A 19,326-nucleotide genomic window follows, 5' to 3' on the forward strand; every position below is an offset into this window, starting at 1 on the left:
TGCGTTCAGTGGATCCGAACGATAATTTCCGAGTGGCCCAAACGGATCACGTCGCCATCGGCCAACTGCCACTCCTGCACCGGCGCGTTGTTGACCGTCGTGCCGTTGGTGGAGTTGAGGTCGGACAGCAGCGCGACCTGTCCGTCCCAGCGGATTTCCAAGTGGCGCCGGGACACACCGGTGTCGGGCAACCGGAACTGGGCGTCCTGTCCGCGACCGACGATGTTGGAGCCGTCGCGCAGCTGATAGGTGCGGCCGCTGCCGTCGTCGAGCTGCAGCGTGACCGCCGTCCCGGCCGCGCCATAACCGCCCTGTCCGTAACCGCCGTAGCCGCCCCCGGCCTGCTGGCCGTAATCGGGCTGTTGGCCGTAGTCGTATTCGCGATGGGCGGTCTCGGGGTAGCCGCCGCCTGCCCCGGGGCCGTACCCGCCGGCCGGAATGTTCTCCGCGTACTGCGTGTAGTCCCCGCCGCCGTACTCCGGCCGGCCGCCGTAGCCCTGGCCACCTTGCTGGTAACCCTGGTCGTATCCGCCACCCTGCTCGGGGTAAAGCGGCCGCTGCGGTTCGGGCACTCCCGGTGCGTAGCCGCCCTCCTCGGGACGCGCGGGCCCGCGACCGTACTCGCCGTAGCCGCCGCCGTAGCCCTGCTGGACACCGCCGGGTGGCTGCCCGCCGCCAGGCTGACCGTAACCGCCGCCACCCGAGCGGTAGCCCTGGTCGTAACCTTGCCCGGCGTGGTCGTAACCCTGGGCGCCGTAGCCGCCGCCACCGGCGGGCGGACGCTGCTCATACGACGGCGGGTAAACACCCCGACCCTGATCGGGGTAGCCGCGCCCCTGGTCCTGGTAGCCGCGCTGGTCGGGGTAGCCACCCTGCTCCGGGTATCCGCCGCGCTGCTCCTGACAGCCACCCTGCTCGGGCGGACGGGGCGGTTGGTATCCGCCTTGGGGCGGGTAGCCGCCCTGTTCCGGCGGATATCCCCCGCGAGGGTCCGGTCCGCCCTGCAGGTCCTGGCCGCCGCGCTGGTCGTCTTGCGGACGCCCGTAATACTCGTCGCCGGGACGCCCCTGCCCCTGACCGCGGTAGCTCGAGTTGTCAGTCATCGGTGGTACTCCTGGTTCTGCGCTGAACGCCTGATTTGATTGTGGCGGGGCGGCATCGTGGACTTTCGGGCGGGCCTCGACATCTGGGTTGACAGCACCGCGGGCGCGAAACTGTCCGGTACGCAGGTTCGGCAACTGCTCGAACCGAACGACGACATCACCATACGTTTCCCACCCCTGTTCATGGATGTAGTCGGCCAGGTATCTACCGAATGCGCCCGACGTCAGAGCCGGATCGGCGCGCACCTTCTCGAAGTCGTGCACACCGAGGGTAATGACGTATTCGTTGGGCGCCAAAAGGTAGTTTCCGCGAAGCGGCCGCAGGCCGTCCTCGGCTTCCCGGCGCAATAGCGCCTCAACCTCTTGAGGCACGATCGATCCGCCGAACATCCGGGCAAATGCGTCGCCGACGGTCGATTCGAGCTTGCGCTCGATCCGGGCGGCAAGCCCCCTTTGGCTACCCATGCTTCAGCGCTCGCCCGCACTTGTCGAGGTATATCGCCGGGGCAAGGCAAACGTCTTGCCCGCGTGTCGCATCACTCATGCATGTTATCGGGACACCGCGACGCTGCGGCACCGTGAGAATTCTGAGAATCGAATCCACGCTGGTCACCCTCGGTCGCGCCGTCGACGGGCACGGTTAGGGCGCGGGGCAACTAGAGTGATATGGTCCTTTGGTTGTTTCCCCGGGCGAGTGGCGGAATGGCAGACGCGCTGGCTTCAGGTGCCAGTGTCCTTCGGGACGTGGGGGTTCAAGTCCCCCTTCGCCCACCACTGTGATGAGTCGCGTCATGGGTTACAGATTCCCCTGCCATGTGTCGGGGTTTTGTTTTGGTTGCGCCAGTAGTTTTTGTCGGGGTCGATGTGGTGGCTGCTCAGGACGTGGCCACGAACTCTACGAGGTGTCGTGGCCTTATCCATCGCCATCCCGGCACCGGGATTGGCCGCGCCGGTGATTAACTGCAATCGTGCGCAGACAATCTGAGCTGGCGCGGCGCTTCTACGACCGATTCGAACCGGTGCACGCGGTGACTTACTTCGCGCCGGAGGCGCGGGCCGCACTCGACGAGCTGGGCTACCGCGGCTTCTGGATGGGCTACTTCGCGGCCCGCTCCGCCCCGCTGGGCATGGCGCCGCCGGAGCTGGTGACCGCCATCTTCCACAACTTCGCCCCGCATCGCGTCGCCAAAGCCTTGCCGACGGCATGGCAGATCGCCGGACCGGACGCCGCCTTGCGGGCCAGGCAGGACTCAGCGGTGGCTGCGCTGCGCCGCTCCGGCCTGGACGACGACGAAAACGTCATCACCGCAGCGGAATTAGCGAAAAAGGCGCATGTACGGCACCCGTCGACGGGTGCCCGCTGTTCGCCGCCAACCGCGCGCTGCCCTGGCCCGACACTCCGCTGGCCGCCCTCTGGCATGCCACCACGCTGCTGCGTGAGCACCGCGGCGACGGCCATGTGGCGGTTTTGACCGCGGCCGGCATCTCGGGCCGGGAGTGCAACGTGTTGCACGCCACGGCGGGTCGCGTCCCCCCGCGATTACCTCGCCCGCACCCGCGATTACGACGAGACCGAGTGGCGCCACCACGAACAGCGGCTGGCCGAGCGTGGACTGCTCAACGACGACGGCACGCTCACGGCAGCCGGCGCCGAACTCAAGGAACGCGTCGAGTCGAGCACCGACGTGCTCGGACTCTCGGCACTCGACGCGCTCAGCAACGACGAGGTCGAGGCACTGTTCCAACCACTCACGCCGCTCACGCGTGCGGTGGTGAAAGGCGGAGACGTTCTTGCGGTCACTCCAATGGCATTGCGGTGCAATGAATTACACGACGCCAGTGCACACTTGAGCTCTGTTTAGCGCTACGGGTCGCGGGGGAGCAAGCGCTGCTTCTGCTCGATGAACTCGTCTTGGGTGAGGATCCCCGCATCGCGCAGTGAGGCCAGCTCACGCAGCTCGGCGGCGATACTGGTGATCGGACCGCCCAACGGAGCCTGTTGCAAGTCGGCCGGCGGCTTGTCACCTTTTTGCCGGGCACCCCGATTCGTTCCTGGAGTCTTGCGCCGCCTCCCCCGGTGGTGCCGGCCATCGCGCGCCCGGCCATGCTCGCCAGGGCCATCTGGCTGAACAGACTCCCGCGCTGGAACCGGTCGCTTGCGCGGCGGCGCCGACGGTCGCGGCCGGCAGCGCCGTCGTCATCGCGCGCAATTCCGGGGCCGCGGCCGCCCAGGCCGGTGGCACCGACAGCCGTCCGACCGAGGGGGCGTGGCCAAACCAAGCGGACACCGACGCCGCCGGATTGGTGACGACTGGAAAGGTCGTCGGTGGCGTCGGCGCATTGCCCGGCCACGGTTCTATCCCCGCCCAACCGCTGACGATGTCGTCGGTGTGGACACCGGTCCAATATCCGCCCACGTCGTAGGGAAGAGCCGTGACCCCCAGCGAGGTGTCGGCGGCAAGTCCGGCCGCACCGATTTCCGGGTCGAGGAAAACCGCGCTCAGGTCCGCGAGCAGGCCGAGCAGGTCGCGGCCGCCGAACCCGAACGCGTCGGCCGGACTGGCCAGGTTGGTTATCGCGGCGGGGACAGCAGTGATCGCCTGCTGGACGGTCCGCTGTGCGCTGCCGGCAGAGGCGCCGGCGGATTGTGCGACCGCCTCGGCTTGGAACGCGGATCCGTCGCTGCTGGTGCTCGGCGATGGCGACTGGAACGGCGTCAGCGACGTCGCCGCCGCCGAGGAGGTCGCGTAGCTCTGCATCGCGCCGGCATCCTGCGCCCACATCTCGCTGTATTGCGCTTCGGTGGTCGCGATCGCGCTGGTGTTCTGCCCGAAGAAGTTGGCCGCGATCAGCGCCGCCAGCAGGGCGCGGTTGGCGGCGACCACCGGCGGCGGCACCGTCTCCGCGAACGTGGCTTCGTAAGCGGCCGCCGCGGCGATCGCCTGGTTGCCCGCCTGCTCAGCCTGCTCGGCGGCGATGCGCAGCCAGGCCACATACGGAGCGGCGGTCGCGGCCATGGTTGCTGCGGCAGGACCCAGCCACGGCCCTGCGGTCAGCTCAGTAATTGCCGACTGGTAGGAGGTTGCCGTCGAGTACAGCTCCGCGGCCAGCGTTTCCCACGCCGACGCCGCGCGCAGAGTTGATCTCTGGCGGCAGTGCTCCGAAGTCCACTTTTCCCTCCGATCGAGCAGGCCCGGCGCTGGCCGCCGTGGTGAACGGCAAACCAACGCGACGCCATCGCCCGGCCTGGTCGCCCGAGCCAATCATTTTGCTCACGGAGGCTGTGGGTTAGTTGGGAGGTCCGCCTACCACTGCCGCCGCTAGGACGCTTAGCAACGGGAGTGCCCGATCTACCCAGCTGCCCTGCGATAACACGTTAAGTCACGCCGCATTGTCCGCCGAATCGTGTTACCGGACAACCACACGGGAGAGATTTAGCTGTCCCATCTGAGCGGCGGTACCAGAGGATCGCCTCCAGTAAAGCCGTCGTCGACCGACTGCTGACTAGCCGGCCGGTTGGGTCTGCACCCAGGCCCTGACCTCGACGGTCGGCGGGTCGGTGAGCTCGTCGAATTCGGGATGCTTCTTGAGCACCGTCTGGACCATCGAGCACACGGGCACGATCCGTTTGCCCGCGTCCCGCGTCTTGTTCAGCGCCTCCTCGACGAGGATGGTCGCCAGGCCGCGTCCGCCGTAGTCGGGGTCGACGACGGTGTGGTGGAAAACGCGCTGTTCACCACGGTCGGCGTAGTCGGCGTGGCCGACGGTCTTGTCCTCGACGGCGATGGTGTACGTCTGATGCCCCTCGGTGACCGTGGTTTCTGCGCCGGTCTTGTCGGTGGTCATGTGGTTCCCTTTCCCTTCGGTCGGTGCGGTATGCGTCTTCGCCGCAGCCGGGTGGCGGCAACTCTCCCGGCAAGCTGGTCATCCGCCCCACCCCTGCGACTCGTGAGGCGTGGCAAAGATGGTGTGGCCGATATTGCCAGTGGTGGGGACTTCGATTCTCGTTTGACCTACCGTCCCAAGGGGATTGCGAGTTCGCGGATCTGTATCCACGTTACGCTGCTGCGTCCTAGGTAACGCCTTGAGTCAAACGGTAGCATTTTCGCAGGTGAAGCTTGGGTGACGAGAGAGGGCCGGGCGCGATGACATCACCCAGCGCTGAAAGCTACCTAAGTGCGACGTTGCTCAACAAAGGCCTTCGCGAACGTCTTTACGACGTCGATGCGGTGGTCGACGCGATTACCGATTATGCGATCGTCCAGCTCGACGCGAACGGCGACGTGGTCCGCTGGTGCCCGGGTGCACAGGCGATGTTGGGTTATTCACCGGCTGAGGTCCTCGATCGGCCGGTGTCGATGCTTTACATCGACGAGGACCGCGCCGCCGGGGCGGTCGAACGCGAGCTAGCCGCCGCCCGCAGCTCGGGGCGGTTCGAGTTCGAGGGCTGGCGGGTGCGCAAAGACGGTCAACGGTTTCGGGCCAGTATGACGTTGACCCCGATTCACGATGAAACGGGCGCGATCACCGGGTTCACGAATGTGATCCGAGACCTGACCGCCGAGCATGAGCGGACGGAGACCATGTTCCATGACCTCCTGGAGTCAGCACCGGACGCGATGGTCATCGTCACCTCGGACGGGCGCATCATGCTCGCGAACGCCCAAGCCGACCGCATGTTCGGCTATCGGCGCGAGGACCTGATTGGCCGGGAAGTCGAAATCCTTATCCCGCAACGGTTCCGAGACGCCCACAAGGGCCTGCGCAGCAGTTTCTTCGCCTACCCTGCGCCGCGTCGAATGGGGATCGGGCTGCAACTATGGGGAGTTGATTGCAACGGTAACGAGTTTCCCGTCGAAGTCAGCCTCAGCCCGATGCGCACCACCCATGGAGTGCTGGTGTCGGCGGCGATGCGCGACATGACCCATCAGCTGGCGATCCAGTCGGAGCTAGCCCAAGCCCGCACCGAGGCCGAAATATTCGCTGAACGCGACCGCATCGCGGGCGAACTGCAAGACCACGCCATCCAGCGAGTGTTCGCCGTCGGGCTCGCGCTGCAGAGCACCATCCCGCGGGTGCGATCGACCGAGGTGCAGCAACGCCTGAACGACGCGGTCGATGATCTGCATGGAGTGGTCCAAGACTTCCGCACGGCGATCTTCGGCCTGCGCCGCAAGCCCAGCGATAGCATGGGGCTACGCCATCGTCTCGACGAGATAATCGGCCAACTGTCAGGGGATCTGGCCACCACCGTGCAGTACAAAGGGCCTCTATCGGTGGTTGAGGGCCCGCTGGCCGAGCACGCCGAATCCGTCGTCGCGGAAGCGATCAAGAACGCAGTACTCCACGCCCACGCCACGAAGCTTTCGATCGCCATCGATGTTGCTGACGAGCTGTGCATCGACGTCGTCGACAACGGCAGGGGCATCCCCGACGACATAAACGGAAGTGGCCTTATCAGCCTCCGGCAACGCGCCGAAGCGGTCGGCGGTACCTTCACCGTCGGCGCCGGTCCCGACGGCGGCGTCCGGCTGCGATGGGCGGCTCCCCTCCACTAGACACGCACTATGGCCGACGCCCGCTCGCCCCTGCTGGAAGACGCGGCTGGGACGGTGCACTCCTGTTGCCTCGGTTGACTTTTGGCCCAGACGGTTAGTGGTGTATTGCCCTTCTCGGTACGCCATGGGCATCCGCACGATGGAGGCGGACCGACAACGACGCAGGCGAGGAGATGGCAATGGACGCGACCGTGGGCGACTGGTTTGGTCATCAAGGGACGGACATTGGAGCGGCCAGATCGGCGCGGGATCATCACCGAAGTGCACTCACAAGACGGTTCGCCGCCCTATATGGTGCGTTGGCTCGACGACAATCGCGAGGCCCTGGTATTCCCGGGCCCCGACGCGGTGGTGGTCACCCAAGCAGAGCAGACAGCAGCCGACGAACATGCCCGGTCACGGTTTGCGGCAGTGCAGCGTGCGATGCATAGGCCCGACACCAAGTAAGAGCCAGGGCCCACGGGTCCTACGCCGTCGTTCGGGCGCCCGGTGGTCGGCGGGCGTCGGTGCGGGATGGCTTCGAAGGCTGCCCGCCATCCGACTTTTTCGGCCGGCGCGGCTTGCGTCCGCGCGTATCCCCAGACGCGCGGCTGGCAGCAACCAGCTGCGCAATCCCAGTCTCGATCCCCGTGACGAGCGCGTCGATGTCGGGCGCGGTGTCGTAGTCGGCCGTAATGCCGAATACGAAGCTGTCGGCATAACTGATCATCGCGATGCCAGTGCGCAATCGAAGGGCGATCGGCGGGATCGGCCAGACTTCCAGGACCGGACGGCCCATCAGCCGCAGCCACCTTCGTGGACCGGGAAAGTTGGTCGCCAACGCAACAACAGCTCGTTGCTGCAACCGCATCAGCACGCGAAGCGTCCACGTCGAGAATGAAAACGGGATGCTTTTGAGCGCCGAGACCATCGCGGCGCCACCTTCGCTTTGACCACTCGCCTTGGCTCGGTTCAGTCGCTTGTGCACCAGCAACAGCTGCCGCACCGAGTCGGTCTTATCGACGGGCAGCAGCGGCAACATCGCCGACACTTGGTTGTCAGTCGCGTTGAAATGTTCGGCCGTTCGGACCGAAACGGGAACAAGCGTGCGGAGCGAGTTGCGGCCGGGCTGTTCACCGCGGCCGAGCAAGACCCTGCGATAACCGTCGGTGATCGCCGCGAGCGCCACGTCGTTCAGCGTTACGTCGAACGCTCGAGATACCTCTCGCATGTCAGCCAACCGAACCCGGGCTGCGCTATAGCGACGCCTCGTCGTGACCGGTCCATTCAGTGAAGACTCGGTGGGCCGACTCAGCAGATCGGCCGCCAATTCAGTCGCGCCCACAGCTAGATGCTCGGCGGCGAGCACACCTTGCCCAATCCCGCCGACCCAGCGCAGCGGGTTCAGACCTATCTTTGCCAGCCCCAACGCATTCGAGTGCGGCTTCTTGCCGACACGCGGGGCCCAGTCCGAAGTGTCCGCGCCGTTGTCACTGAACTTCGCCAACACCTGTGTCGTCGCGATGCCATCGGCGATGCAGTGGTGAATCTTGGTCAGTACAGCCCACCGGTTGTCGGCCAGCCCCTCGATGAAGCAGCAGTCCCACAGCGGACGCTCGCGGTCCAGCCGACGCTCCATCAATGTCGCGATCATCTCGAACAATTCGGTATCGCCGCCAGGGTCAGGCAGCGCCAGGCGGTGCAGGTGACGCGAGATATCGAAGTGGGGGTCGTCCACCCAATGGGGTGGACGCAGGTCGAGTGGATGAGTCCGCAGTACCTGCCGGCAGCGCGGGATACTTGACACCCGTTCGGCGATCACCTCAACGAACTTGTGGTAAGTCGGAGCCGGGCCCTCGATGATCGACACAGCGCCCACCGCCAGGCTCACATGCGGATCCGAGTCCTCGACCTCCAGGAACCCAGCATCCAGCGGTGTCAATTGTTCCATTTCGCCACCATTCTTTGTCGCGCGTTCTCTCGAGGGCCACGCATTCTCGCGGCCGGTGGCGGCGGGCGGTACACAGCGGCGCCGGCGGTGACGCCCGAACCGGCGACGACGAACAGCAGCTGGGCGGCGTCCCGGAGCCGTTCGGCCTGCCGCTCGAATCCGGCTGCCAGCGCCGCGGTATGCATGCGCTGATCGTCAGCGATGGTGATCTGGTCGGCCGGCACCCCAAGCCGGCTGCTTAGGGCGCTGCGGTACGCCTGCCGAGCAGGCGCGGCGATAATCGCAGCGATTTCGGAAAGCCGCACGGATTGCGCATCCAGACATCCCTGCACTGCCTCTGCTGCGACCTCGGCGTACTCCTCATCCATCGTGCCTGATTGAGTGAATCTGAGGACATTGCGCGCATCAGCGAATCCCACTGTCGCAGAGAATGTCTCGACACCGTGCGTCGTACCGTCGGCATTCACCCAATGCACGTGATCGAGGCCATAATCGTCGTCGGTCCACCGGCACAGCAACGCCGCCCCGGTAGCCGAGAACGGAAACCCCTCGCTCATGCCGCGGCCCGGATCCGCATCGCTGGTAACGACAAGCGCACGGTGAATGATGTGCGTCCGCAAGAATCCGTCCACAATCTGTAGCGCCGTGAGCACTCCGCAAGCACCGTTGGATATGTCGAAGTAGAACGTGCCGTGGGCGCCGGGGTGCGGATCCTCGGAGTTGGCCTCGATGTCGTCCTGAATCAGTGCGGCCAGTGCAGGCTCCCCTAGGTTGCGGTCACGGTAGATCCCCAGCGTTCACGACAAGATCTAATTCGTTGGGATGGCATCCGGCCCCTCGCAGACAGTCCTTTGCGGCGCTGACGGCCAGATGCAGCGCGCTGTGCCGGTAACGCCACCGCGGGTGCGCGATTTCGATGCGGTCAATGACCGTGCCCATAGCGGCCCACCAATTCCTCATCCACCGTCAGCAGCACTACGCCGATCTCTAGTCCCGAAGCCAACGCGAGCAGCGCGACCCGTTCCCCAGGCTCGATGCGACCGGCTTCGAGTTCCTCGACGAGGGCCACCGTATGGGTGGTCGATGCCGTGTTCCCGTAGCGGTCGACGGTGATCACCGCGTCGTGCTTGGGGCGGTCACCAAACGACACCGACATCCGGGCCATTCCCTTGCGGATGGCGCGAGCCGAGGTCTGGTGTGTGATCACATGGTCGATGTCGTGAATCGAAATCCCCACGGCCTCAAGAACTTCACGCAGCAACAACGGGGTGTCGGCGATTGCGGCCCGCTGGATGGCCCCGGAAATTCGTGAACATCCGCGCACCGGGGTCGTGGCCCCGCGGATACGCCAAGCAGAGTCGGCTGTAGTCGGCCACCGTGGTGAACCCGGCCAGGGTGATACCCGCAGAGCCCGCGGGAGCCCGCTCGAACAGCAGGGCCGCACCGGCATCCCCGAGCGTCAGGCAGGCGAGTTCTTTGCTCATGATGTTGCGGATGTGGCGCGCCGCGTTGTGGCTCAGCTGGGATATGTACTCACCGCTGACAACTAGTCCGCGCTCGACAATGCCCTGGCGGATCTAATTGTTCAAAATCGTTACCCCGGTGAGCATTCCGGCGCACGCATTCGATACATCGAAGGTCATCGCGCGTGAAGCCCCGATCCCGTGGGCAATGACGCTACTCATCGACGGCTCCAGCCATTGCGTCAGGCCACCACGCAATTTCGTGATGCTGCAGCTGATGACCACGTCGAGCGCGCCCGGGTCCTGTTGCGTGGTGGCCAGACAGTTCAGCGCCGCTGCGACGGCAAGAGTGTAGGAATCCTCGGCCCCACCGAGACCCGGCGCTCGCGGATTCCGGTCAGTCGTTGCAGATCGATATGAGTGCGGTGGCGCGTCGTTGCCATCAATTCGTCTGTCGTCAGATGCGTTTCAGGCAGATGCCGGCCGGCGCCTGCCAGACGGGCGACGAACGGGGCGGCGGACCCCTGTGCGGCTGTCTCCATGACCAGCCAGTGCGGGGCCATCAGGGCGACTTCCCTTCGGGACACGCCGTAGGGATCGGTCCACAGCCGCGTCGTCCTCGACAACCCCCAACCTGGGTACCAGGCGACGTCACTGTCATCTCAACCACCGAACCGAGTCTGCGAATCTCGCAGTCTCAGAAAACATTAAGGATCTTGCATCGTCGGTGGACAGAGCCGTTAGTCCTCAAACACCCGGAGCATTCGACTCCACACGTCAAACCAGAGTTGGGTACGAACGCGCCAGCCGGCGGGTAACACCGACGAACTGACGACGGTTACGTTATGTGCTCGGCGCGCGCTGCCTCCAGCAGCAACCGACGTTCGGCGGCGGCAACCGCCCGCCGGGTAGCCGAGACCGCGTCCGGGTTGACCGATACGGAGGTGATCCCCATGCGGACCAGGTGCTCGGCGAATGTCGGGTTGGTCGACGGAGCCTGGCCACACAGGGAGGAGGCGATGCCGTGCTTGCGCGCGATCGCCACGATGCGGCCGATCGCATCAAGCACAGCCCCGTCGGATTCGTCGAACAGCTCGGCGCAGATATCAGAATCGCGGTCGACTCCGAGGACCAATTGCGTAAGGTCGTTGCTGCCGATAGACACTCCGTCGACCCCCAATCCGATGTACTCGGGAAGCCAGTACGTCACCGACGGCACCTCGGCCATCACCCAGCGATGCAGTCCGCGCTGAGAACCCAGCGGACTCGCGTCTACAAGAGAGAGACAAGCCTCCAGTTCCCATCGGGTACGTACGAACGGAATCATCAAGTGCACGTTGGGATTCTGCTCGCGCACCCGGGCCAGCGCCTGGAGCTCCAGACGGAACAGCTGCGGTTCTTTGATGTAGCGGTAGCACCCGCGGTACCCGATCATGGGATTGTGCTCGTTCGGCTCGTAGGCTGCACCACCGCGTAGGCCGCGGAACTCGTTACTACGAAAGTCGGTGGCACGGTAGATGACCGGACGAATTCCGAAAGCCGAGGCGATGCGATCGAGGGACGTCGCCATGGCGTTGACCAGCTCGTCCTGCTCGCCGCGTGCGACAAGGTCGTGGGGGTGCCTACCTGAAAGCGCCTGGGTCAGCATGAACTCGGCACGTAACAAACCCACCCCGTCGACGTCTTGCGCAGCGACCGCTTCGGCTGCATCAGGCATGGCCAGGTTCACATAAATCTTGGTGCCGGTTGTTTCACCACTACTTGTCGTAGCCGCGGGCGCCTCGACGGTCGCGACCTGCAACCCTGAATTCAGGCTTCCGGCGCTGACGCTGCCGCGGGCCCCGTCAACGGTTACCGTTTGGCCGTCGTGCAGAGCTCTTGTCGCATCGCGAGCTCCCACTACGCACGGAACTCTGAGCTCGCGTGCCACGATCGCCGCGTGGCGCGTCATACCCCCGGTCTCGGTCACCAGCGCCGCCGCCCGGCGGATCACGGGCAACCAATCGGGATTGGTCATCGGAGCGACCAGAATCTCGTTGTCGAGCAACCGCTTTCCCTCTTCCGGACTATGTAGCACTCGCACCCGTCCGGACGCCGTGCCCGGGGCAGCGGGCAGCCCGCGAACCAGGACACCGGTCCGCTCAGAATCATCAGAAGTGTTGGTGGCCAACGTCGTGATGGGTCTGGCCTGCACCAACCAGGTCTCGCCGGAGGCGATCGCCCATTCAACGTCTGCGGGCACCCGTGATGTGCTTCAACGGCGATCGCCAGTTCGGCGATGCGCCGCAACGACATGTCATCAAGGGCACGCGCCTGGGCTTGCGCCGGCGCCAATTCCACCACGACATCGTGGCCGTCGGACCCGCGCTCAACCTTGAATGCCTGGTAGCCGACCTTGGCATCCAGCACTTCTAACGTGTTCTTGTCGACGACGTAGGTGTCGGGCTGAACCTTTCCGGAGACCACAACCTCGCCTAGACCAAGAGCGGCTTCGATGACGACACGATCCCGCTCCCCCGTGCTGGGATCAGTGGTGAATGCGACTCCGGATTGCTCGGAGGCGATCATCTCCTGGACGACGACGGCCATCGCGGGATCGGCCGCGAATCCCCGACTGGCCCGGTAAGTGATGACTCGGGGGGTAAAAAGCGAAGCCCAGCATGTCTTGACGGCATCGACGAGCGCGTCCTCGCCGGTCACGTTCGTCACGGTTTGATTCATCCTGGCGAATGAAGCATCACGGCCATCTTCGCCTGTTGCCGAAGAGCGCACAGCCACAACGCAATTCGATCCGAGGGAGCGGTATGAGGCGAGTAGCTGGTCGCGAACGTCCGCACTCACACCGGCCTTGGTCACCAAGTTGCGCATGCGTTGGCAGAGTTCAGACAGCCGAGCGGTGTTGTCGACCTCCGTCATTGCCTGGCGGTGAAGCGCAGCCAGTTCCAGCGCGACTCCACCTCCCTGCATAGAGGCCAGATAAGCGCTGCGCATCAAAACGAAGCCCGCCGGCACCGGAAGTCCGGCGGCGACCAGCTCACCCATGTTTGCGCCTTTGCCACCGGCCTCCTCGGCATCGGAAAGGCGCAAAGACGCAATGTCCGAAACATAGGTTTTGATCATGGCTGTCGTTGACATATCAATTCCTTATCCATCAGGATCGAGCGCCAATTGGCAGGCCCCGCGCATAGATAGCGCGGCACCAGACAGGAGCTGCCGGCGCGGATTTCGCGTACCCGCTGTGGTCACTTCAATTCTCCTTCAGTCATCGAAAACTCTATTGGCCGAGCAGTGTTCGATCATGAGGCTTTAGTCCCTAATGGCCCGGCAGCAATCAATTTCCTTGCGGCAAGGACGACCGTGCGTAGGGTGCGTCAAGATCGAGATCCGAACCGATCTCGACAACCACCTGCAACGGCTGTTCCGCTTGATCGCGCGCCGCCGACAACTCGTCGAGTTGCTTGTGCATCCTGCAACCGGCCGTCCGGCCGAGTCGCACCCGTCGCCGGCCACTGATGCCGACGGCACGTGTCACGCCGACGGGTTAGAAGAAGCCCAAGCCGGTCGACAGTCCGGGTCTGAGCGCCGCGTCCTTGTGGACGGCGGGTGTTCTGTGCCGTTGGTTACATATCCGTGCTCGGCGGTGCAGACAGTTGGTCCAACTTCGAGGCGAACACCGCTGCTTGGGTGCGCCTTTCCATGCCGAGTTTGGCCAGCAACCGCGAAACGTAGTTCTTCACCGTCTTCTCGGCAAGAAACATCCGCGCGGCGATCTGTCTATTGGTCAATCCTTCGCTGAGGAGCCCCAGCAGGGTTCGCTCTCGCTCGGTCAATCCAGACAGCGGATCATGGTGCTCGGCGGCGCCGCAAAGTTTCGTCATCAGTGCCGCGGCGGCCCGGTTGTCCAGCAGCGATTTGCCGGCGCCCACATCCTTGATCGCCTGGGCCAGCTCCATGCCCCGAATGTCTTTCACGACGTAGCCGCTGGCGCCGGCCAGTATCGCCTCGAGCATCGCTTCATCGGAGGTAAACGACGTCAACATCAGACACCGCAGTTCCGGGAGTTCGGATAGTAGGTCGCGACACAATTCGATGCCGTTGCCATCGGGAAGGCGCACGTCGAGAACGGCGACGTCGGGCTTCGCCGCGGGTATTCTCACCATTGCTTCGGACACCGAGCCCGCATCGCCGACGACTTCGAGGTCGGGATCGGCTGCGAGCAGATCGGCGAGGCCACGACGAACGACTTCATGGTCGTCGACCAAGAAAACCGTAACCATTGCGAGTCCTTCCTGCTGGCCGTCGAGGCAAGAATCGTGGAACGCTGAACCCAATATTCCACATTGTCATAGCCGCCGATTTCACAAATGTTGCCGATTCACGATGAGCAGCGAGCAGTCGGCGTCCTGCAACACGGCGCCGCCGACCGGTCCGATGAGTTCCTCGAGATGCTCGCGGTTGCAAGCGCCGACAATCACCAGCTGCACCGTTTTACAGTTGTAGGTCAGATACTCCATGAAGGTGCCGTGGATTCCCACCGACTCCACCTCAAGGTCCGGATAGCTATGTCTCCAACGAGCCAGCCTGCCATCGAGGTCGGCGAGAGCCCGGCGATCCCCTTCGCCGGCAACCGCCGTATCGTCCGACCCCGTGCGCCGACAGACGACCGCCTCGACGCTGGCGTTTCGCAGCCGGGCTTCTTCCATTGCGACGCCCAAAAGCACATCGTCGTCGGGAGACCTGTCGACGTCGACGACGATCCGATGCACCGGCAGGCGGCGAACTGCTCCGCCTCGGTAGTCAGCGGGAGCCCGACGCATTCCCGCAGTTCCCGGACGCTGGCTTTAAGCAGATACACCCCGGAGGATGATGTGCTGCAAGCCGCCACCAGAGGTGTCCAGAATAAGGCGGGCATCCAGCTGCCGGCACATCTCGGCAACACGCTGGTAGTAGTAAGGAGGTACACCCGGCGGCAGGCTACCGCTGACCACCACGAATTCGGCTGACTCGGCCGCTATCCGAAGTTGGTCCAGGCATTGTGCTTGCTCCGCGAACGTCAGCCGTGGCCCGGGAAGAACGAAGCGATACTGCTGGCCGCTGCTGTTCTCGTTGACGGTGAAGCTCTCACGTGTCGCCCCGGCGATCGCGACTGGCCGATATGGCACTGCCGAATCGCCCAGCAGCGACATAACGAGGTCACCGGTCGGTCCGCCGGCAGGGAACACGGCCGAAACCGATCCGCCGAGCACGTGCGCAACCCGGGCCACGTTTATGCCCCCGCCGCCCGGATCGTAACGCGTTGTACCGCAGCGCAATTTATCGGTCGGTCGCACCGTGTCAACGCTTGTCGTTATGTCCAGTGCCGGGTTCATGGTCAACGTGGCGATTTGCGCCCGGCTTGCCGTCGTCTCGGCTGGTTGCACCATCATTCGTTGATTCCGCTCGCGGTTGGTCATACTCGCGATGTTTATCCGATCAAGTAGTCAGAATCGCCGGAAGGGACTGAAGTCCCGGCCTTATAGGCCGTTCGTCAGCACTCGCACCGGCGGCTTGCTATCCGGCTGCGGCCGGGGCGACCCAGGTCGGCGGGGCCGCTGATCAGCGCGCTGCACCCGGGACATGCCACACGCCGGCCTCGTCTTCGATTGATTGGTTACTCAGCAACCGTTTGAGCACCTTCCCGCCCGCGTTGCGGGGCAGCGCATCGACAAACAGCACATCACGAGGAACCTTGAAGCGCGCCAAACGATTTCGCACGTAGTCTTTGACATCGCGCTCGGTCAGTGATGCGCCAGGTCGAACCACGATGTAACTGCGCAGGCGCTGCCCGAACTCCTCGTCGGTTATGCCGACGACCGCGACGTCGAGGATGTCGGGATGATGGGCGAGTGCCTCTTCGACCTCCCCCGGGTACACATTCTCTCCGCCGGAGACGATCATCTCGTCGTCGTGGCCGTCGATGAACAGCCTGCCGGCCCGATCGAAATGACCGACGTCGCCGGTGGACATCAGGCCCTGGATCGACTCCTTCGTGCCACCGCCGGTGTATCCCTCGAAGGCCAGCACATTGCCGACGAAGATCCGCCCGACCGTCCCCGGGGGAAGCCTCGTGTCGGTCGGCGGTGAAAACCTTGACGACCGATCCGCGCACGACTCCCCCGACGCACCCGGGCGCGGCGTCCAGATCGGCGGGCGTGGCGATGGTGGCGTAGGCGACCCCGGTTGACCCGTACATGTTGTAGACCACGGGCCCCAGCGCCTCGATCGCGCGGGTGGCCAGCGCGGCCCCAAGCTGGGATCCGCCGACGAACACGATGCGCAATGCCGACAAATCGTGCTCGGCGAAGGCTTGAGAACCCAGTTCGAGCATGCGCCGCAGCATGATCGGCACGACGATCACGGCCCGATGTGCGGCCACGCTGGCCAGGGTCCGCTGGGGATCGAACTCGCGGCGTAGCACCAGCGTCGAGCCCAGCACCATCGCTATCATCGCGTGACTGAAACCCAGCGAGTGGAACAGCGGCACACAGCATTCGGTGACTTCTCGGCCGCGAAACGGCACCTTGCCGAGCAGGCTGCCGACTGGTATCAGCGAGTTAGGCTCCGAGCGCACCGCGCCCTTCGGGACTCCAGTGGTCCCGCTGGTCAAAATGACGATCTTGGGCCGACCACCGGATTTGGGCGGCGGGCTGGTATCGCCGCGCGCTATCAAAGCATCGAGGGTGTCGAGCGCGGCAGTTTGGGTCCACGCCCGAATCCGACCCAACCTCGGGTGAACGTCTTGGGCGGCGGCACCGTACTCCTCGTCATAGACCAGGAGGTCGACGCTTTCGCGGGTCATCATGTCGGCGAGTTGCACGCTGCCAAAGCCGGTGTTGAGCAGGACCACACCGGCGCCGCACTTGCCGGCAGCGTAGACAGCTTCCAGGAAGCCCCGATGATTTCCGACCAAAATGGCCACATTGGCACCCGGACCAAGCCCGCGCCGGTGCCACTCGTTAGCCAACGCGTTGGTCCGGTTGTCCAGATCGCCGAAACTAAGCGCGCCACGCTCGTCGATCAGTACCAACCCATTGCGGTCTCGAGCGGCAGTGATCACCGTCGCCGCCCCTAATAGGCCGTAGCGGTCGAGCGCGCGCAGCACCGCGAGTAGCCGACCGGCCGAAACCAACCGCTACCCCCCGGACCGCGAAAACAGCAGAAGCGACCAGGCTTACAATCCGAGGCGTCTGACCATTTTCGCCACCATCGTCTGCACTCTTCTTTCCGCCCTGATCGCCTGTCGCCGGTGATGTTGACATGTCGATGCTCCGCCAGCGCCCAACCCTTCATAAGGGCGCAATGCCACCGTCGCCAAAGGTCTTTGGTCACCACGCTGCAGGAGGCGGTCACTGGCGCAGCACCTGGGTGGACGTGTCTGTCGAATTCGTTTGCTCAGTTTAGTTTTAGCGTGAATGCAGTGGTGCGACGGCTTCGACAGCGGTCTCGGGCAGCCGGTGGTCTTCGATGTAGTCCCACTGAATCGTGTAGCCCAGGCCGGGTGCTGAAGGGATGGTGACGTATCCATCAGCATCGAGCGGGTCGCACGCTGCCCTCAGGTACGGCGGTGGTGCGTCGTAGTCAACGCCAGGACCGACGAGACCGCGTTCGTAGTACTCACACACGTCCTCACTCGTTGCGCCGAGAACCTGGAGGTTCCCGAAACCGCTCATGTGCAGCTCGCAGCGCAGCCCAAATGCCTCGCATGTGGCTGCCATCTTCATGGCGCCGGTGATGCCGCCGCGCAGCACTTCGATCCTGTTGATGTCCGACGCATGTCGGGCGATCCAGTTCGCACGTGTGTAGATGCTGCCCTCGGCGATTTCGGGTGAGCAGATCGGGATATCGAGTTCGGCTGCAAGGCCCACATACGACTCGGTCTGGTATTCGCTCATGGGATGCTCGTACCAATAGAAGCCAAGCCGTTCGAGCTCGCGTCCGACGCGCAGGGCCTCGGCGTAGTTGTAGGCACCCCACGGGTCGAACATCAAGACCATGTCGTCGCCGACCGCGTTGCGGACGGCTCGACAGACCTCGAGATCCGCGTCGACGGTCGCGGGCTTCGGCAGCGTCGGCTGGCGCGTCACGGGATCCCAGGCGAAGTAGGGATGGATCTTGTACGCGCAGTAGCCCGCACGCTGACAGGCCACGGCATGGACGGCGTAGTCGTCTGGCGTGCCGAGGTTGTTGAAGCTACTTGCGTACGCCTCGACCCTCTCGCGGGCAGCACCAAGCAGCTTGTGCACCGGTAGTTTCAACGCCCGGCCGGCGAGATCCCATAATGCGAGATCGATTACGCTGCAGACGTTTTCGGGCAGCGTAGCCGCCCACGGCTGTTGCCAAATCCTTTCGCGGTCGAACGGATCGTTTCCGGCAAGGATCGGGCCGAGGAACTCGGCGATAAGGGCGCGGTCGCCGGGCAGGAGACCGTCTTGATCGCCGTGGAAGTGACCGCCGAAGTAATAGCCCTCGACCTCCTCATCGGTACCGATTCGGGTGACCGTCTGGACGATCTTGTGATCGACCAGAGGCGCGCCAAAGAAAATCCGCGGCGCCGGTACCTCGAACGGAACAACCTCGATGCTGGTAATCTTCATCCCAGTCCCTTCGTCGTCAAAACCCTTGCTCCCCAACGATCATCGTCACCGCAAACGCGCGGTGGGGCCGAAAGTTCGTCGTCCGGTGCCCTCGAAAAAGATGCCCGAACGGCGCGAGCAGAATTAGTCTCCGTTGGCGATGATGTGAACAGCGGCTTCTTCGGCAGATGCTGCGCCCCCGCTGATACCGGTGTCCTCGGCTACCAGTTAAGCCCCCGTGTCTTCGCCAAATCCCCTGTCCGGTGCGACAAGTCGCCCCGCTCGGACCCGCCCAGCCTCGCGCCGCGGCGGGAACTCGATGTCACGCTCGGCTTCGTCGGACCGCCACTGTTCAGCTGCGTCGAGCACGTTATCTAGTCGCGACACGGGGCCTTGGTCTTCCTCAGCTAGACGCTGTGCGATGGTTTCCCGCGGCCCGAAGGCTCCGGGTCCGTAGGGTTGCTCGGGCGGCGAGTAGCCCTCGTCGAGCATGTCGTCGACGCCGCGGTCGATGAGGGTGTCCTCTGGCTGAAGCTGGTTGTCGTCCTCCACGCTGTACTCGCCCGCGGCCGGTCCCGTGCCGAAATTCCGAACGCTCATGACTCAGCAACTCCTTTCACCGCGAACCGGTGGCAACTCTGGGCATCTCGCCGTCAACGT

At 64.4% G+C, this 19,326-nt stretch carries 9 protein-coding genes, 1 tRNA gene and 9 pseudogenes; 4 read left to right on the forward strand and 15 right to left on the reverse strand.

Annotated elements, in window-relative coordinates:
- Positions 1 to 5: 5 nt before the first annotated feature.
- The gene (locus tag T428_RS0122035) at positions 6 to 1,568 is read right to left on the reverse strand and encodes an FHA domain-containing protein (protein WP_025738169.1); all 1,563 of its coding nucleotides are present in this window, start codon (positions 1,566 to 1,568) and stop codon (positions 6 to 8) included.
- Between the two features lie 223 nt (positions 1,569 to 1,791).
- Here T428_RS0122035 and T428_RS0122040 point away from each other — a divergent pair.
- Positions 1,792 to 1,877 (forward strand) — tRNA-Leu (locus tag T428_RS0122040).
- 194 nt (positions 1,878 to 2,071) lie between these two features.
- Positions 2,072 to 2,965: pseudogene (locus tag T428_RS30180) on the forward strand (SCO6745 family protein).
- Between the two features lie 2 nt (positions 2,966 to 2,967).
- Here T428_RS30180 and T428_RS30185 read toward each other — a convergent pair.
- Both T428_RS30185 and T428_RS0122055 read right to left on the reverse strand, forming a co-directional pair.
- Positions 2,968 to 4,274, reverse strand: a pseudogene (locus T428_RS30185) (PPE family protein, SVP subgroup).
- Between the two features lie 333 nt (positions 4,275 to 4,607).
- Positions 4,608 to 4,949, reverse strand: a complete 342-nt coding sequence (locus T428_RS0122055) for a GNAT family N-acetyltransferase (RefSeq protein ID WP_025738170.1) — start codon at positions 4,947 to 4,949, stop codon at positions 4,608 to 4,610.
- Between the two features lie 299 nt (positions 4,950 to 5,248).
- Between T428_RS0122055 and T428_RS0122060 the strand changes: the two genes are divergently transcribed.
- Positions 5,249 to 6,661, forward strand: coding sequence for a PAS domain-containing sensor histidine kinase (locus tag T428_RS0122060; RefSeq protein WP_025738171.1), 1,413 nt, complete (start codon positions 5,249 to 5,251; stop codon positions 6,659 to 6,661).
- Between the two features lie 179 nt (positions 6,662 to 6,840).
- Positions 6,841 to 7,108 (forward strand): annotated as a pseudogene (locus T428_RS30190) (DUF1918 domain-containing protein).
- A gap of 19 nt (positions 7,109 to 7,127) precedes the next feature.
- On the opposite strand, the gene T428_RS0122070 reads toward T428_RS30190, so the two are convergent.
- The 12 genes and pseudogenes from T428_RS0122070 to T428_RS30220 form a co-directional block, all read right to left on the reverse strand.
- Positions 7,128 to 8,591 carry a WS/DGAT/MGAT family O-acyltransferase gene (locus tag T428_RS0122070; protein ID WP_025738172.1) on the reverse strand — a complete coding sequence of 488 codons (1,464 nt, stop codon included), beginning with the start codon at positions 8,589 to 8,591 and terminating at the stop codon, positions 7,128 to 7,130.
- Positions 8,579 to 9,530: pseudogene (locus T428_RS30195) on the reverse strand (3-oxoacyl-ACP synthase). The gene T428_RS0122070 and the pseudogene T428_RS30195 overlap by 13 nt, the downstream one beginning before the upstream one ends.
- Positions 9,514 to 10,617 (reverse strand): annotated as a pseudogene (locus T428_RS30200) (3-oxoacyl-ACP synthase III family protein). The pseudogenes T428_RS30195 and T428_RS30200 overlap by 17 nt, the downstream one beginning before the upstream one ends.
- Positions 10,618 to 10,892: 275 nt before the next feature.
- Positions 10,893 to 13,174: pseudogene (gene ppsA / locus T428_RS30205) on the reverse strand (phosphoenolpyruvate synthase).
- A gap of 211 nt (positions 13,175 to 13,385) precedes the next feature.
- On the reverse strand, positions 13,386 to 13,520 hold the full coding sequence (locus tag T428_RS35565) for a hypothetical protein (RefSeq protein WP_281173989.1): 135 nt from the start codon (positions 13,518 to 13,520) through the stop codon (positions 13,386 to 13,388).
- A gap of 154 nt (positions 13,521 to 13,674) precedes the next feature.
- Positions 13,675 to 14,331: a hypoxia response regulator transcription factor DosR/DevR gene (gene dosR, locus T428_RS0122095; protein WP_025738174.1), complete on the reverse strand. Its 657-nt coding sequence runs from the start codon at positions 14,329 to 14,331 to the stop codon at positions 13,675 to 13,677.
- An 81-nt stretch (positions 14,332 to 14,412) separates the two neighbouring features.
- On the reverse strand, positions 14,413 to 14,820 hold the full coding sequence (locus tag T428_RS35045) for a universal stress protein (RefSeq protein WP_245605037.1): 408 nt from the start codon (positions 14,818 to 14,820) through the stop codon (positions 14,413 to 14,415).
- A 5-nt stretch (positions 14,821 to 14,825) separates the two neighbouring features.
- Positions 14,826 to 15,477, reverse strand: a pseudogene (locus tag T428_RS30210) (1-phosphofructokinase family hexose kinase); the annotation flags it as partial.
- 172 nt (positions 15,478 to 15,649) lie between these two features.
- Positions 15,650 to 16,117, reverse strand: coding sequence for an AMP-binding enzyme (locus T428_RS35050; RefSeq protein WP_025738176.1), 468 nt, complete (start codon positions 16,115 to 16,117; stop codon positions 15,650 to 15,652).
- 103 nt (positions 16,118 to 16,220) lie between these two features.
- Positions 16,221 to 17,195 (reverse strand): annotated as a pseudogene (locus T428_RS35055) (AMP-binding protein); the annotation flags it as partial.
- Positions 17,196 to 17,496: 301 nt separating this feature from the next.
- Positions 17,497 to 18,723, reverse strand: coding sequence for an enolase C-terminal domain-like protein (locus T428_RS0122125; RefSeq protein ID WP_156943030.1), 1,227 nt, complete (start codon positions 18,721 to 18,723; stop codon positions 17,497 to 17,499).
- 87 nt (positions 18,724 to 18,810) lie between these two features.
- Positions 18,811 to 19,266, reverse strand: a pseudogene (locus T428_RS30220) (DUF5709 domain-containing protein).
- Between the last annotated feature and the right edge of the window lie 60 nt (positions 19,267 to 19,326).

The organism is Mycobacterium genavense ATCC 51234 (genome assembly GCF_000526915.1).
GTDB classification, from domain to species: Bacteria; Actinomycetota; Actinomycetes; order Mycobacteriales; family Mycobacteriaceae; genus Mycobacterium; species Mycobacterium genavense.

Excerpts from the sequence above, each read along its gene's own strand:
- T428_RS0122035 (WP_025738169.1), bottom strand. The coding sequence starts at position 1,568 with ATGGGTAGCCAAAGGGGGCTTGCCGCCCGGATCGAGCGCAAGCTCGAA.
- T428_RS0122055 (WP_025738170.1), bottom strand. The coding sequence starts at position 4,949 with ATGACCACCGACAAGACCGGCGCAGAAACCACGGTCACCGAGGGGCAT.
- T428_RS0122060 (WP_025738171.1), top strand. The coding sequence starts at position 5,249 with ATGACATCACCCAGCGCTGAAAGCTACCTAAGTGCGACGTTGCTCAAC.
- T428_RS0122070 (WP_025738172.1), bottom strand. The coding sequence starts at position 8,591 with ATGGAACAATTGACACCGCTGGATGCTGGGTTCCTGGAGGTCGAGGAC.
- T428_RS35565 (WP_281173989.1), bottom strand. The coding sequence starts at position 13,520 with ATGCACAAGCAACTCGACGAGTTGTCGGCGGCGCGCGATCAAGCGGAA.
- dosR (WP_025738174.1), bottom strand. The coding sequence starts at position 14,331 with ATGGTTACGGTTTTCTTGGTCGACGACCATGAAGTCGTTCGTCGTGGC.